The organism is Terrabacter sp. AAH1, assembly GCF_054456855.1.
This window is the reverse complement of sequence record NZ_JBTJJV010000004.1, coordinates 74,401-87,124: the sequence shown is the minus strand read 5'-3', so window position 1 is coordinate 87,124 and position 12,724 is coordinate 74,401. Positions and strand designations below refer to the sequence as shown.

Genomic DNA, 12,724 nt, shown 5'->3' with positions numbered 1-12,724 from the left:
CAGACGTGCACCGTTCGGTGCACTCCCTAAAGTTGGCGCTCGAAAAAGATCCAATGCTGCTGAAGCCGTTCGGGAATCTCGGATCCTTCGTACGCAGGTCTCTCGAGGAACCCGCGCGAGCGATAGAGACCTTGCGCGGCCGTCATGAACCGGCACGTGTCGAGCCGAACGGTGCGCGCCCCGCATGCGCGCGCTTCGTCAAGCAGCCGATCGAGAATGGCGGACCCCACGTGGCAATCGCGCCACGCAGGATCGACATACATGCGCTTGACCTCAGCGACCTCCCGATCAAGCATGCGCAACGCTCCGATGCCCGCCGCCGCGCGGTCGCACTCCGCGACCAAGAGTCGACCCTGTGGGGGCCGGTAGTCGTCCAGCCGCTCGCGGATCTCCGCAGGGTCAGCCGGCGGATCGTAGACGTTGAACTCTCGAGCTAGGCGCTCGTGGGCCCATGACATGTAAGCCGCCATGAGCCTTACGACGACGTCGTCGTCCCGGCCTGCCTCAGCCTCGCGGATCGTGACGCTTGAACGCTGAGGCATGACCGACTCCTTCCCTCGCATCTCATTCTCATACTCAAGGTGAACAGGGAGCACCGGTGCGGGAACGAGCGCTCAGCGGCGTGAGCGAGCGTTGCGGGCAAGGGCTTCACTGCTCCGACTTCGAGTGCTGTTGAGTGACGCTCGGTGCTGTCCACGGGTGGAGTCGGTCCAGGCACATCCACGCCATGTCGGCGTCCGTAAGGTCCCCACCGCGTAGGTGGGACAGGAAGGTCGTCATGGGCACCGTGAGGACTTCGCAGAACTCGTCGGTGTCCAACTGTTGTTCGGACGTGTGGCGGCATCCCGTTGCCAGAACCGCGTGGCGCAGGTGAGTGGCGTAGCCGGCGAGCCAGGTCTGACCTACGAGTGTCATCTCGTCGGCCACATAGCCGGTTTCCTCGCGCAGCTCTCGAGCAGCCGCGTTCAGGATGTCCTCGTGCTCGTCGACGAGGCCGCCGGGCAGCTCGCGCAGCACCCTTCCAGGCCCTGGACGAAACTGTCGCGCGAGCACGACGTCGCCATCACCGGTGATGGCGACGATTGCGACGGTTCGACTTCCGACTAGGACATCCCAGTCGGACTGCCGATCGTCGGGCATGCCATACGTCCGGGTGCTGACGGTGAGGTAGCCGGCTGGCCCAGGTCGCTCCTTGAGCAGCTTCCACATCTCCATCCGCGGACCATAGCCCGCGGAGTTGACGGGCTGTGGGCATTGCCGGCCCGAGCACCATCAGCGGCAGAAGCGGACACCGTTAGGAATGCCGCTGCACAGCGAGGAGGGCGATCAACGCCTGGCTTGAGTCGCTGGTCTCGATGAGCGCGCGTGGGCCATCACGCTCGATATCCCAAGGCTCCCATGGTTGGCTTTCGACCTCATCCCACGAAGGGACCTGATGGTCAGGGATGTCCGCTGTTCGGGCTTCGACCCGCCGGCGGTGCTCGAGCTCGTCGGGCAGCCATGTCTCAACCTGCAGCAGCTGAGCCTGGCCACGGTGGGCGGCTTCTCGCCATCCCGCTCGAGCCTCGGGAACTGCGTTGACGGCATCGACGACGACATTGAGACCGAGGATGAGATTGGAGACGGCAAGCTCATGGATCACGGCATACCCCTCGATACCAACCGTCATGCCGGTCCGTTGAAGCGCGGTCTCCGCCGCATCCACCCGCAAGTAGCAGGCCCGAAGGTGCCGTGCGAGTGCTGTGGCCAGCGTCGTCTTGCCAGATCCGGGTCGCCCGGAAAGAACGGTCAGTGTTGGAGTCCCGTTGACGGGGAAGGTCGATGTCGCACTCACCCGTACATCAAATCGTGTGCCGCAGCCATCACACCTGCGGCGTGTGCGGAAAGCTCAACGGCAGATTAGCCATCCATCGAGCGGGCGTGCCGGAGGGCCCCTGTGACCGCAAGTGCCAGCCCGGCCGCCGTGAGCAGGATGGTCGTCGCCGGCGCGCCACCAGCGAAAAGCGATGAACGCGAGAAGGAGGAGAGCGGCTCCCGCAAAGACCAGACCCCTACGGGGACGATATCCGCCTCGAGTGTCACGATCGCATCGCGGCAGGAGCGGAACAGCCTGACATGATCGCCGGGTGTTGCCTCATGACCCCGAACATGTTCAGGTTTCACTCAACCGGAGTCTGCGCGATGACGTGTCAATCACCATGCGCGAACCGCAAAGGCCCTGGAACGACGACTCGTCTACTTCATGGTGGAGATCAACGGAGAAGGGCTCCAGGCGTCAGCGCCGGTAACGAGCCTGCAGGGGACGGCCTCGCGGAGTTCTTCGCGGAGTTGGCAGGTGCCTTCAGAGGATGGGAGGGCACGAAGTCTTGGCGCAGCCTGGAAGGCTAGATGCAGATTCGCCCGACCTGGCACAGCCGCGGACACGTAACGCTCACCTTTGTGCTTCGACCCACTGTCTACGAGACGGCATGGGAGGTCACGGCCAGCTTTGACGTCGAAGCCTGGGCCGAAATGGATGCCCTGAGTGACACCACCTCTGAGTTCCTCCGACCGAGATGACAGCCTCCGGCCGCCGCCGGGGATCTGGGACCGCTGTCGCCCCGACAGCGGCATGACGGGGCGTCGCTCTGACAGGCTGCAGTTCACGACGGCCCGTCCGGCGGACGCAGCCCTCGTGTCAGTCGGCGTGATCGTATGGCTCAACGGCAGCACCCCCGGCATGCCAACGGAGGCCAATCGTGGCAGCGTGGGCGGCCTACCAAGACCGAGAGGGAGCCATGCCCAGCACCTTGATCGAAGTCCGTCGGACGTATCCGCCTGACCAGCAAGTCGCCCTGATGAACGCGGTCCACGAGGCGCTCGTTGCTGCGTTCAAGATCCCGAACGACGACCGCTTCGTGCGGCTCACGGAGTTCGAGCCGCACGCCATGGTCAACGGTCTGGGTGACGGCGTCTCGGACACGTACATGCGAGTCACGATCGACTGCTTCTCCGGCCGGTCCGTCGAGGCCAAACGCGCTCTGTACCGGCAGATTGTCGAGCGGCTCGCCGTCTACGGCATCCCGCCCCAGGACATTTCGATCTTGCTGCGCGAAAGCCCTCCCGAGAACTGGGGCTCGGGCGGCGTGCCCGCGAGCGACTACGACCTGGGGTTCAAGATCGACGTGTAGGCGCCCCCGAAGAAGGCAAGTGCGGGCGACCCCGGGCTGCCAAGGCCGTCAACCTCTTTCGATAGGTTCCGTCCGTGCACGCGGATGTTCTCTCCTGGGCAGAGGTCGCCCTCGGTGCCTCGCTCACCGACGTGGTCGAGCTCACCGGCGGGCTCACGTCGACGATGCTGATGTTGACCGACACCTCGGGACAGCATGCCGTGCTCCGGTTGATGACGAAGGACCCATGGCGTGCCCATGGCCCCGACCTGACCCGCCGCGAGCGAGCCGCCCTGCAGACCTTGACTGCCACGGCAGTGCCGGCCCCGAGTAGCCTGGCGCTGGACGCCGAAGGGGCCGTGGCAGGCGTCGCTGCCCATCTGATGTCCCGGCTGCCCGGCAGCCCCTTGACCGAGGTCACTGACGACACGATGAGCCTGATGGCCGCGACCTTGGCCACGATCCACGACGTCCGTCCCACCGAGCCGTTCCGCATATTCCAGTCATGGGCATGGGAAGCGAAGTGGGTGGTGCCGCCCTGGACTCGGCATCCGGAGTCCTGGCAGCAAGCTTTTCAGCTCTTGGCCGGGGCCGAACCCCCGTACGTGCCGACCCTCCTGCACCGCGACTTCAGCCACCGCAACCTGCTCTGGGCGGCCGGCGAAGTATCCGGTGTCGTCGACTGGGTGGAGACGTCCACCGGGCCGGTTTGGCTCGACGCCGGACACGCCGCAACCAACCTCGCCCTCGACTTCGGACCCGAGCCAGCCAGGGCGTTCCTCGAGCGCTACGCCGCCCTCGCGACCGAAGCGCCACACCGCCACTGGCTCGTCATGGACGCGGTCGGGTTTCTCCCGCCACCTGGGAAGAAGCCTCTATTCGGGTCACAGGCCCAGCTGCAACGACTCGATGAGTGGCTCGATGAGGTGGTGAACCGGAGCGATTCCTGACCGGAGCCGTCGCCGCCGCCAGACGTCCACAACTCAAGCATGACAGGAACGAGGTTTCCGCATTCGGGGCGGTAACGAAGGACCGTCCTGGCCGGGGAAGTCGCCGAAACTCACTGCGCCCAGATCGCCAGTTGTCGGGCCACACGCCCTCGACCTGTGTGACAGTCACCGTGGACAGGCTGCACCTTGGGCGGCCCTCAGCCCCAGTAGTCGTCCATCGGCTCGGGAGTCACGTCGGAGCCCTCGTCGACCCCCGTGGACGTACGCCGCTCGGTGACGGTGAAGCGGCCGCGGTAGAAGAGCATGGGCCGCCCGGACTCCCCGTCCTCCAGCTCCACGACGCGACCCACGACGACGTCGTGGTCCCCGGCGACGTGCACCTGCTCGACGGCGCAGTGGACCCGCATCAGCACACCGGGCAGGCTCGGGCCACCGTGTGCCGACCGCTCCCAGTCGAGCCCCTCGAACCGCGCGCCGGCCGTCGACCCGAAACGGCCGATCAGCTCGCGCTGCTCGTGGCGCAGGACGTTGACGGTGAAGCGCCCCTGGTCGCGCATGCGCGGCCAGGACCGTCCGCGATGATCGGCGCAGAAGAGGACGAGTGGTGGGTGGAGCGACACGGACGCGAACGACTGGCACGCGAAGCCGACAGGATCGCCGTCCGCCGAGAAGCCGGTCACGACCGTCACGCCCGTCGCGAAGTGGCCGAGGGCGTGGCGCATGCGCTCGGGCGTCGGCTCCCCCGTCACGAGTCCTCCGGGAGGTCAGGGCCGCCGGGGTCGCCAGAGCCGTCCGAACCGTCCGCCCGGCCCGATTCCCGGGGCTCCGTCGTCTCCCCGAAGGCCTGGACGAGTGCGGCGAGCCGCGAGGCCTCTTTGCCGGACACGTCACCGTCGGCCTTCTGGATCGCCATGACCGCGACTGTGTCGCCGTCCTCCAGGTCGAGGCTGACCCACGGCTCCCCTCCGCCGAACTGCACGCGTACGACCTCGGCCCACTCGAGGGTGCGGCTCAGCACGAGGTTGCGCACGACAAGGCCCTCACGACTGGGGACCGCGACGATCGAGGCGTAGCGCCAGGCGACGAACGACACGGCGACGCCGAGGCCGAAGAACATGAGCCGGTCACCGAGACCCCAACGGCCGTCGGCCTGCGCGGGCATGACGACCGCGATCGCGCCGAAGACGGCGAGCGAGGCCCAGCCGACGCCGAGGGCGACCGCGCGACCACGCCGCGGACGGAACGGCGCGAGCGGGTCGGGCACGTCCCCCGGCTCGTGCGGCGCCGCCGGCTGCCCGGTCATCTCGTCATCACCGCCGCCGCGGGTCACAGCCGGCAGGCGGCGATGTCGGTGACGAGGATCGCCCGGGCCCCGAGGTCGTAGAGCTCGTCCATGAGGCGGTTGCGCCCGACCCGCGGCACCATGGCGCGCACTGCGACCCAGGCGTCGTCCTGCAGCGACGAGACGGTGGGCGACTCGAGACCCGGGGTCAGCTCGCACGCCCGGTCGACGAGGTCCTTCGGGCAGTCGTAGTCGAGCATCACGTACGTGCGGGCGGTGATGACGCCGGCGATGCGTCGCTGGAGCACCTCGATGGCCGCGGCCTCGCCCGGTCGGTCGCCGCGGATGAGCACCGCCTCGGAACGCAGGATCGGCTCGCCGAACACCTCGAGCCCCTGCTGCCGCAGCGTCGTGCCGGTCTCGACGACGTCGGCGATGCAGTCGGCGACGCCGAGGGTGATGGCCGTCTCGACGGCGCCGTCGAGGCGTACGACGTCGGCCGCGAGCCCGCGCGCGGCGAGGTCGGAACGCACCAGACCGGCGTACGACGTCGCGACGCGCTTGCCGGCGATGTCGGCGATGTCGCTCACGTGGCCGGGCTTGCCGGCATACCGGAACGTCGACGCACCGAACCCGAGCGCCATGACCTCGACCGCGGACGAGCCGGAGTCGAGCAGCAGGTCACGGCCGGTGACGCCCGCGTCGACGGTGCCGGAGCCGACGTAGACGGCGATGTCGCGGGGACGGAGGTAGAAGAACTCGACGTCGTTCTCGACGTCGGTCACCACGAGCTCCTTGCTGTCGCGACGGGTGCGGTAGCCCGCCTCGCGCAGCAGCTCGACGGCGGCATCGGACAGGGAGCCCTTGTTGGGCACGGCGATTCGCAGCATGGGGTCAAAAGTCCTCAGAGGTGGGAGTAGACGTCGTCGAGCGAGATGCCCTTGGCGAGCATGAGGACCTGCAGATGGTAGAGGAGCTGGCTGATCTCCTCGGCGGCCTCGTCGTTCGACTGGTACTCGGCGGCCATCCACACCTCGGCCGCCTCCTCGACGATCTTCTTGCCGATCGCGTGGACGCCGGCATCGAGCTGCGCGACGGTGCCCGACCCCTCGGGTCGTGTCTGCGCCTTCTCGGCCAGCTCGGCATACAGCTGCTCAAAGCTCTTCACGGTCGCCCAGCCTACGGGCCGTGGCGCGCCGAGCCGACCAGTGCTCACGTCGTGGTGGTGCCGGTCGCCGAGACGGCACGAAGCGCGACCACCGTGGCGACCGCCGCCGTCGCCGCCTCGTGGCCCTTGTCCTCGGCCGACCCCGGCAGCCCCGCCCGGTCGATCGCCTGCTGCTCGTCGTCGCACGTGAGCACGCCGAAGCCGATCGGCGTCGCCGTGCGGACCGACACCTCGGTGATGCCCGACGTCGCCGCGTGGCACACGTAGTCGAAGTGCGGGGTGCCGCCGCGGATCACGACGCCGAGCGCCACGAGGGCGTCGAAGCGCCCGGCGAGGGCCGCACACGCGACCGACAGCTCGAAGGTGCCCGGCACCCGGACCACCTCGACCTCGGTGACGCCGGCGTCGGCGAGCCCACGCCGGGCGCCGTCGAGCAGTCCGTCCATCACCTGCTCGTGCCAGCTCGCCGCGACGACTGCGACACGCAGCCCGCGGCCGTCCGTCGTGAGGGTGGGGGCGCCGTCCTTCATGCTGTCTCCTTGCCGCCGTGCCGCTCGCCCGCGGCCGGGATGTCGTGACCCATCCGGTCCCTCTTGGTGACCAGGTACCGCTCGTTGTCCTCGCTCATCGGGCCGTGCAGCCGCTCGACCGCGACGACGTCGAGGCCGAGGTGGCGCAGGGCGGACGTCTTCTTCGGGTTGTTGGTCAGCAGCACGATCTCCGTGGCGCCGAGGTCGTGCAGGATCGCCGCGCCGGCGGCGTACTCGCGGGCGTCGACGGGCAGCCCGAGGGCCGTCTGCGCGTCGACGGTGTCGGCGCCACGGTCCTGCTGGGCGTACGCGCGCAGTTTGTCGACGAGGCCTACGCCGCGGCCCTCGTGGCCGCCGAGGTAGACGACGACGCCGCCCTCGCGGCCGATCCGGGCCAGGGCCGCCTGCAGCTGCGGCCCGCAGTCGCAGCGGAGCGAGCCGAACGCGTCGCCGGTGAGGCACTCCGAGTGGAGGCGGGTCAGGACCGGCCCCGAGCCGCTCAGTCCCTGCAGACCGCGCGGGCTTACGAGCGCGACGTGCTCGTCACCCGTCAGCGTGTCGCGGTAGCCGTATGCCGTGAACGTGCCGTGGATGGTCGGGATGCGCGTGGTGGCGAGGCGTTCGACGCGGTCGAGCCTCTGCCGGTGGTCGATGAGCTGCTCGATCGTGATGACCGGCAGCCCGAACTCACGGCCGAGGGCGACGACGGCGTCGAAGCGCATCATTCCCCCGTCGTCGTGCACGAGCTCACCGATGACGCCGACCGGGGACAGGCCGGCGAGGCGGACCAGGTCGACCGCGGCCTCGGTGTGGCCGGGTCGGGTGAGCACCCCGCCGTGACGCGCCCGCAGCGGGAGGATGTGGCCGGGCCGGATGAGGTCGGCAGGGGTCGCTCCGGGGTCGGCCAGCACCTTCACGGTGCGCAGCCGGTCGGCGGCGCTGATTCCGGTCGTCACGCCGGTCGCCGCGTCGACGGAGACGGTGTATGCCGTCCGCAGCGGGTCACGGTTCTCCGAGACCATGAGGGGCAGCTCGAGGCGGTCGGCGATCTCGTCGGGAACCGGCGCGCACAGGTAGCCGGACGAGTGCCGGATCGTCCACGCCATCCAGTCCTCGGTGGCCGTCTCGGCGGCGAGCACGAGGTCGCCCTCGTTCTCGCGGTCCTCGCTGTCGAGCACGAGCACCGGGCGACCCGCACGGAGCGCCTCCAGCGCGGCCTCCACGGTCGAGAGAGCGGTCATGATGCGACCTCCTGTCGGTGCGTGAGCAGCCGCTCGACGTACTTGGCGATGACGTCGACCTCGAGGTTGACGACATCCCCGACTCCCTTGTGTCCCAACGTCGTCAGGTCGAGAGTGGTCGGGATCAGCGAGACGCCGAACGCGTCGTCGCTGACGTGCGCCACGGTGAGCGACACCCCGTCGACGGTGATCGAGCCCTTCTCGACGACGTATGCCGCGAGGCCGGGCGGGAGCGTGAAGTCGACCGTCTCCCAACGGTCCCCGGGTGTGCGCGCGGTGATCGTCGCGGTGCCGTCGACATGGCCCTGGACGACGTGGCCGCCGAAGCGGCCGTCGGCAGGCATCGCCCGCTCGAGGTTCACGCGGTCGCCTTCGCGCAGCGCTCCGAGGCTGCTGCGGTCCAGCGTCTCGGCCATGACGTCGACCGTGAAGCCGCTGCTGTCGTGCTCCGTGACGGTGAGGCAGACGCCGTTGACGGCGATGGAGGCCCCGTGCGTGGCGTCGCTGACGACGAGCGGCCCCTCGATGCGCAGGACGGCTGACTCTGCTCCGAGCTCGATGCCGGCCACGGTGCCGAGCTCCTCGACGATTCCGGTGAACATACTTCTCTCCTGGGGGTCTTGCACTACGAGCGTCAGCGGCGTTGAGCGGCCGGCGCGAGCAGGTCGGTGGTGTTCGCGGTGTCGGTGGTGCTGCCGCCCTCGGCGGAGTCCGTCGTGGCAGCGCCGGCGGGGTCCTGGCCGGCCGCCCGCGGCACGGCGTGGATGCGCACGTCACCGCCGACGACGACGACCTCGTCGAGGTCGAGCCGTCGCACGTCGCCGATCGAGTCGATGCCCAGGCCGGCGACGGCGGGACGCCCCTCGCCGAGGAGGGCCGGGGCGACGTACGCGTAGACGTCGTCCACGAGGTCGGCGCGGAGGAACGCTGCCGCCAAGGTCGGGCCACCCTCGAGCCAGACGTCGCGGACTCCCCTCCGCCATAAGGAGTCCAGCGCCCCACGCGGGTCGCGGGTCTCCAAGTGGAGGACCTCACCGGGTTCCACCCGCAACCTGGCGTCCGGGGGCACCGGGCGCAGACCCATGACGACACGAAGCGGCTGGCGCGGTGCGGGCCCGCCGTCCGGCATACGCACCGTGAGACGCGGGTCGTCGGCGAGAAGGGTGCCGGTGCCCACGAGCACGGCGTCGCGCGTGGCGCGGAGGGTGTGCACGTCGGCACGGGCCGCCTCGCCGGTGATCCACTGGCTGGTGCCGTCGGCGGCAGCGCTGCGCCCGTCGAGCGTCGTCGCCAGCTTCCACGTCACGAGAGGGCGGCCCAGCTGCACGGTGCGGGCCCACCTGGCGTTGAGCGCCTCGGCCTCCTCGGCGAGCACCCCTCCCGTCACGCGGACGCCGGCCTCGTGCAGACGCTCGGCACCGCCCGCGGCGTCGGGGTTCGGGTCCGACTGGGCGAAGACGACCCGCGAGACGCCCGCCTCGATGAGCGCCTCGGTGCACGGGCCGGTGCGGCCGGTGTGCGAGCAGGGCTCCAGGGTCACGTAGGCCGTCGCGCCCTGCGCCGCCGCCCCCGCCGCGTCGAGCGCCTCGATCTCGGCGTGCGGCGAGCCGGCGCCGTGGTGGTGCCCCTCCCCCACGACGTCGCCGTCGGGTCCGACGAGCACGCAGCCAACGCGGGGGTTGGGGTCGGGCCACGGCCCGGACGCGGCGAGCTGCAGCGCCCGTCGCATCCAGGCCGGTGCCGTGGAGTCACCCATCCTCAGGCCGTCGTCGACCCGGCCAGCTGGGGCTCGACGTCCTTGCGGTCGACCCGCGAGGCCTTGACCCACTGGGTGAAGCCGTAGACGACGAAGAGGCCGTAGAAGGTGTAGAGCACCGCGGTCGGCACGTAGTTGGTCGCGAAGCCGAACGGCACACCGACGAGGTCGACGCCGATCCAGGCCAGCCAGAACTCGTTCCAGCCGCGCGCCATCGCGTAGGTCGCGACGATCGAGCCGACGAAGATCCACGCGTCGCACCAGTAGAACCACCACTCGGGCGTGAAGAACGGGTTAGGCGACAGGTTCCACAGCCACACGAAGGCCTGGTGCACGACGACGGTGCCGACCAGCCAGAATGCGACGACGGCGACCCGCTCGCGCTGCGTGGCCCAGCGCGGGGTGATGGCGACGCCGCTCGCGTCGTCGGCGTGGTTGAGGCGGCGCACCTGCGACCAGCGCCACCAGCCGTAGATGCTCGTGATGATGAAGAAGACCTGTCGGCCGGCCTGACCGAAGAGCGGGATCCGCTCGTCGGCGCCGAAGACGGCTCCGAGGTACACGAAGAAGAGCATGACGTTTGCGAGGATGCCGACCGGCCACGCCCAGACCCAGCGGCGCATGCCGAGGTAGGCGGAGGCGAGTCCGATGAGCACGCCGATGAGCTCCAGCCAGTGCAGCTGGTAGGGCCCGATCGGGATCGCGGCGTCGATGGCCTGCTGGAAGACGTTCTTCGTCTGGTCGGCCAGAGCAAGAGCCTGCATGTGGTGTTCGTCCTTGGTCGTTCGTCGGTGCACGGACGAACTCCGGGGTACTCCACACGCCACGCGGACCGGGGCCGACGGAAGATGCCGAAAACCCCAGACCTCGACGGCCTGTCTCGTGCTGCCTCCCATCCGGACTTTCACCGTCGGTCCCGGAATTTCACCAGGTCAACCGGCCGCTGGATGCGGTCGGGTCGCGGACTTTAACCGCCGGCTCGGAATTACACCGACCCCGGAGCACGTACGGCCAGTATGCACCTGTGCGCGTCACGTGCACACATCGTGCCCACGTGACGGCCACCACCCGCGTGGACGCCCCGTGGCGGCAGCAGCGTCAGTGCCGGTGGCGCGTGGCGAGGGCGCGCAGGTCGTCCACGGCGCCGGCCGCGTCCTCCGCGCCGTAGACCGCCGACCCGGCGACGAAGACGTCGGCTCCGGCCTCGGCGCACTGCTCGATCGTGTCGGCGCTCACCCCGCCGTCGACCTGGACCCAGATCTCACCGCCGTGGCGGCGGACGGCCTCACGCACCTGGGCGACCTTCGGCATCTGGTCGGCCATGAACGACTGCCCGCCGAAGCCGGGCTCGACGGTCATGACGAGCACCATGTCCAGCTCGGGCAACAGGTCTGCGTAGGGGGCGAAGTCCGTGCCGGGCTTGATCGCCATGGCGGCACGAGCGCCCGCCGCTCGCAGCGCCCGCGCCAGGGCGCGAGGGTCTCGGGCCGCCTCGATGTGGAAGGTCACCGACTGGCACCCCGCCTCGGCGTACTGCGGCGCCCACCGGTCGGGGTCCTCGATCATGAGGTGCGCGTCGAGCGGAATGGGGCTCACCTTGAGCAGCGCCTCGACGACCGGCAGACCGAGCGTCAGGTTGGGCACGAAGTGGGCGTCCATGACGTCGACGTGCGCCCAGTCGGCGTTGGCGATGCGGCCCAGCTCGGCCTCGAGGTTCGCGAAGTCGGCGGAGAGGATGCTCGGTGAGATCTGCACGCGCACAGCCTAGGGGCGCGGCGCTCCGGTCACTCGGTGCCCTTGGCCCACACCGACACGTGCGACTCCGACTCGGCGGTGAACGGCGCGTGCGTCCAGTCGGCCCACCGGTCGCGGAGCGTCAGCCCGGCGAGACGGGCCATGAGGTCGAGCTCGGACGGCCACACGTAGCGGTGCGCCGATGCGCCATAGGTCGCGAGGCGGCGTCCGCGCGAGTCGACACCTACCTGGGTGAAGTGGTGCGAGACCAACTGCTGCGTCACGACGTCGACGGTGTCGAGACCGACGTGCCGCTCCCCCACGTGGAAGGGGACGGCATACTGCCCCGGCGGCATCCGTCGCAGCTGCGGGACGAAGACCTCGATGACGAAGACGCCCCCGGGGGCGAGCTGTTCGGCTGCGGTGCGGAAGCACTCGACCTGCTCGTCCTGGGTCAGCAGGTTGGTGATGGTGTTGTAGACGAGGTAGACGAGCCGGTAGTCGCTGCCGACGCGTGTCGTCGCCATGTCGCCGATCGTGACGGGCAGGCGGTCACCGCCCCGCTTGGGTCGCAGCTCGGCGACCATGGCCTCGGAGAAGTCGATGCCGTGCACCTCGACGCCACGCTCCTGCAGCGGCAGCGCCACGCGTCCGGTCCCCACGGCGAGCTCGAGGGCCGGCCCGTCGCCGGCGAGCTCGTGGAGCACGTCGACCGTGGGGCCGAGGACGTCCGGGTCGAACATGTACGCGGAGCCCTCGTCGTACGTGGGCGCCACGCGCTCGTCGAAAGGGCTGGGGGTGAGGTCGTCCATCGCGTATGCCGTCACTCCCCCACCCTGCCCAGCCGGCGACTCCAGGGTCGAGCGAGTTTCTCGCCTCAGGCGCCCGCGCCGACTCCGCTCGAGTGGGCACCT

Annotated in this window: 16 protein-coding genes, 1 pseudogene and 1 riboswitch; of the genes and pseudogenes, 3 read left to right on the top strand and 14 right to left on the bottom strand. The window is 69.6% G+C overall.

The window, feature by feature from the left end; translation table 11 throughout:
- Nucleotides 1–26 precede the first annotated feature (26 nt).
- The 3 genes from ACXR8F_RS08420 to ACXR8F_RS08410 all read right to left on the bottom strand — a co-directional run bounded on the left by ACXR8F_RS08420 (nucleotide 27) and on the right by ACXR8F_RS08410 (nucleotide 1,834).
- Nucleotides 27–542 (bottom strand): GNAT family N-acetyltransferase, encoded by a 516-nt coding sequence (locus ACXR8F_RS08420; RefSeq protein ID WP_458799699.1) that lies wholly within the window; start codon nucleotides 540–542, stop codon nucleotides 27–29.
- Between the two features lie 106 nt (nucleotides 543–648).
- The gene (locus tag ACXR8F_RS08415; RefSeq protein ID WP_458799697.1) at nucleotides 649–1,215 is read right to left on the bottom strand and encodes an NUDIX hydrolase; all 567 of its coding nucleotides are present in this window, start codon (nucleotides 1,213–1,215) and stop codon (nucleotides 649–651) included.
- 79 nt (nucleotides 1,216–1,294) lie between these two features.
- Nucleotides 1,295–1,834, bottom strand: a complete 540-nt coding sequence (locus ACXR8F_RS08410) for an AAA family ATPase (protein ID WP_458799695.1) — start codon at nucleotides 1,832–1,834, stop codon at nucleotides 1,295–1,297.
- A gap of 281 nt (nucleotides 1,835–2,115) precedes the next feature.
- Between ACXR8F_RS08410 and ACXR8F_RS08405 the strand changes: the two are divergent.
- From ACXR8F_RS08405 to ACXR8F_RS08395, 3 genes and pseudogenes are all read left to right on the top strand, one after another.
- Nucleotides 2,116–2,559: pseudogene (locus ACXR8F_RS08405) on the top strand (DUF6228 family protein).
- Between the two features lie 218 nt (nucleotides 2,560–2,777).
- Nucleotides 2,778–3,170 (top strand): tautomerase family protein, encoded by a 393-nt coding sequence (locus ACXR8F_RS08400; protein ID WP_458799694.1) that lies wholly within the window; start codon nucleotides 2,778–2,780, stop codon nucleotides 3,168–3,170.
- A 74-nt stretch (nucleotides 3,171–3,244) separates the two neighbouring features.
- Nucleotides 3,245–4,099 (top strand): phosphotransferase family protein, encoded by an 855-nt coding sequence (locus ACXR8F_RS08395; RefSeq protein WP_458799692.1) that lies wholly within the window; start codon nucleotides 3,245–3,247, stop codon nucleotides 4,097–4,099.
- Between the two features lie 197 nt (nucleotides 4,100–4,296).
- Here ACXR8F_RS08395 and ACXR8F_RS08390 read toward each other — a convergent pair whose 3' ends face one another.
- From ACXR8F_RS08390 to ACXR8F_RS08340, 11 genes are all read right to left on the bottom strand, one after another.
- Nucleotides 4,297–4,848 (bottom strand): flavin reductase family protein, encoded by a 552-nt coding sequence (locus ACXR8F_RS08390; RefSeq protein WP_458799690.1) that lies wholly within the window; start codon nucleotides 4,846–4,848, stop codon nucleotides 4,297–4,299.
- Nucleotides 4,845–5,402 carry a PH domain-containing protein gene (locus ACXR8F_RS08385; protein ID WP_458799688.1) on the bottom strand — a complete coding sequence of 186 codons (558 nt, stop codon included), beginning with the start codon at nucleotides 5,400–5,402 and terminating at the stop codon, nucleotides 4,845–4,847. Before ACXR8F_RS08385 ends, ACXR8F_RS08390 begins: the two co-directional genes overlap by 4 nt.
- Nucleotides 5,403–5,425: 23 nt before the next feature.
- Nucleotides 5,426–6,271, bottom strand: a complete 846-nt coding sequence (hisG, locus tag ACXR8F_RS08380) for an ATP phosphoribosyltransferase (RefSeq protein ID WP_045192286.1) — start codon at nucleotides 6,269–6,271, stop codon at nucleotides 5,426–5,428.
- A 14-nt stretch (nucleotides 6,272–6,285) separates the two neighbouring features.
- Nucleotides 6,286–6,549, bottom strand: coding sequence for a phosphoribosyl-ATP diphosphatase (locus ACXR8F_RS08375; RefSeq protein WP_028785574.1), 264 nt, complete (start codon nucleotides 6,547–6,549; stop codon nucleotides 6,286–6,288).
- Between the two features lie 44 nt (nucleotides 6,550–6,593).
- Entirely contained in the window at nucleotides 6,594–7,079 is a 486-nt protein-coding gene (gene ribH, locus ACXR8F_RS08370) for a 6,7-dimethyl-8-ribityllumazine synthase (RefSeq protein ID WP_458799686.1), read from the bottom strand.
- A complete protein-coding gene (ribB, locus tag ACXR8F_RS08365) occupies nucleotides 7,076–8,320 on the bottom strand; it encodes a 3,4-dihydroxy-2-butanone-4-phosphate synthase (protein WP_458799684.1) in 1,245 nt (414 codons plus the stop codon). The genes ribH and ribB overlap by 4 nt, the downstream gene beginning before the upstream one ends.
- Complete coding sequence (locus ACXR8F_RS08360; protein WP_045192283.1) at nucleotides 8,317–8,922, bottom strand: riboflavin synthase; 606 nt, start codon at nucleotides 8,920–8,922, stop codon at nucleotides 8,317–8,319. Before ACXR8F_RS08360 ends, ribB begins: the two co-directional genes overlap by 4 nt.
- 32 nt (nucleotides 8,923–8,954) lie before the next feature.
- Nucleotides 8,955–10,076 carry a bifunctional diaminohydroxyphosphoribosylaminopyrimidine deaminase/5-amino-6-(5-phosphoribosylamino)uracil reductase RibD gene (ribD, locus tag ACXR8F_RS08355; RefSeq protein WP_458799682.1) on the bottom strand — a complete coding sequence of 374 codons (1,122 nt, stop codon included), beginning with the start codon at nucleotides 10,074–10,076 and terminating at the stop codon, nucleotides 8,955–8,957.
- Between the two features lie 2 nt (nucleotides 10,077–10,078).
- Complete coding sequence (locus tag ACXR8F_RS08350; RefSeq protein ID WP_045192282.1) at nucleotides 10,079–10,840, bottom strand: nicotinamide mononucleotide transporter family protein; 762 nt, start codon at nucleotides 10,838–10,840, stop codon at nucleotides 10,079–10,081.
- A 115-nt stretch (nucleotides 10,841–10,955) separates the two neighbouring features.
- Nucleotides 10,956–11,084: riboswitch (FMN riboswitch) on the bottom strand.
- Nucleotides 11,085–11,174: 90 nt separating this feature from the next.
- Nucleotides 11,175–11,831 (bottom strand): ribulose-phosphate 3-epimerase, encoded by a 657-nt coding sequence (rpe, locus tag ACXR8F_RS08345; protein WP_045192441.1) that lies wholly within the window; start codon nucleotides 11,829–11,831, stop codon nucleotides 11,175–11,177.
- Between the two features lie 29 nt (nucleotides 11,832–11,860).
- Nucleotides 11,861–12,637, bottom strand: a complete 777-nt coding sequence (locus ACXR8F_RS08340; protein WP_458799680.1) for a class I SAM-dependent DNA methyltransferase — start codon at nucleotides 12,635–12,637, stop codon at nucleotides 11,861–11,863.
- Between the last annotated feature and the right edge of the window lie 87 nt (nucleotides 12,638–12,724).

What these genes read in the sequence shown, in the direction of transcription:
- ACXR8F_RS08420 (WP_458799699.1), bottom strand. Translation starts at nt 542, where the DNA reads ATGCCTCAGCGTTCAAGCGTCACGATCCGCGAGGCTGAGGCAGGCCGG.
- ACXR8F_RS08415 (WP_458799697.1), bottom strand. Translation starts at nt 1,215, where the DNA reads ATGGAGATGTGGAAGCTGCTCAAGGAGCGACCTGGGCCAGCCGGCTAC.
- ACXR8F_RS08400 (WP_458799694.1), top strand. Translation starts at nt 2,778, where the DNA reads ATGCCCAGCACCTTGATCGAAGTCCGTCGGACGTATCCGCCTGACCAG.
- ACXR8F_RS08385 (WP_458799688.1), bottom strand. Translation starts at nt 5,402, where the DNA reads ATGACCGGGCAGCCGGCGGCGCCGCACGAGCCGGGGGACGTGCCCGAC.
- hisG (WP_045192286.1), bottom strand. Translation starts at nt 6,271, where the DNA reads ATGCTGCGAATCGCCGTGCCCAACAAGGGCTCCCTGTCCGATGCCGCC.
- ribH (WP_458799686.1), bottom strand. Translation starts at nt 7,079, where the DNA reads ATGAAGGACGGCGCCCCCACCCTCACGACGGACGGCCGCGGGCTGCGT.
- ribB (WP_458799684.1), bottom strand. Translation starts at nt 8,320, where the DNA reads ATGACCGCTCTCTCGACCGTGGAGGCCGCGCTGGAGGCGCTCCGTGCG.
- ACXR8F_RS08360 (WP_045192283.1), bottom strand. Translation starts at nt 8,922, where the DNA reads ATGTTCACCGGAATCGTCGAGGAGCTCGGCACCGTGGCCGGCATCGAG.
- ribD (WP_458799682.1), bottom strand. Translation starts at nt 10,076, where the DNA reads ATGGGTGACTCCACGGCACCGGCCTGGATGCGACGGGCGCTGCAGCTC.
- ACXR8F_RS08350 (WP_045192282.1), bottom strand. Translation starts at nt 10,840, where the DNA reads ATGCAGGCTCTTGCTCTGGCCGACCAGACGAAGAACGTCTTCCAGCAG.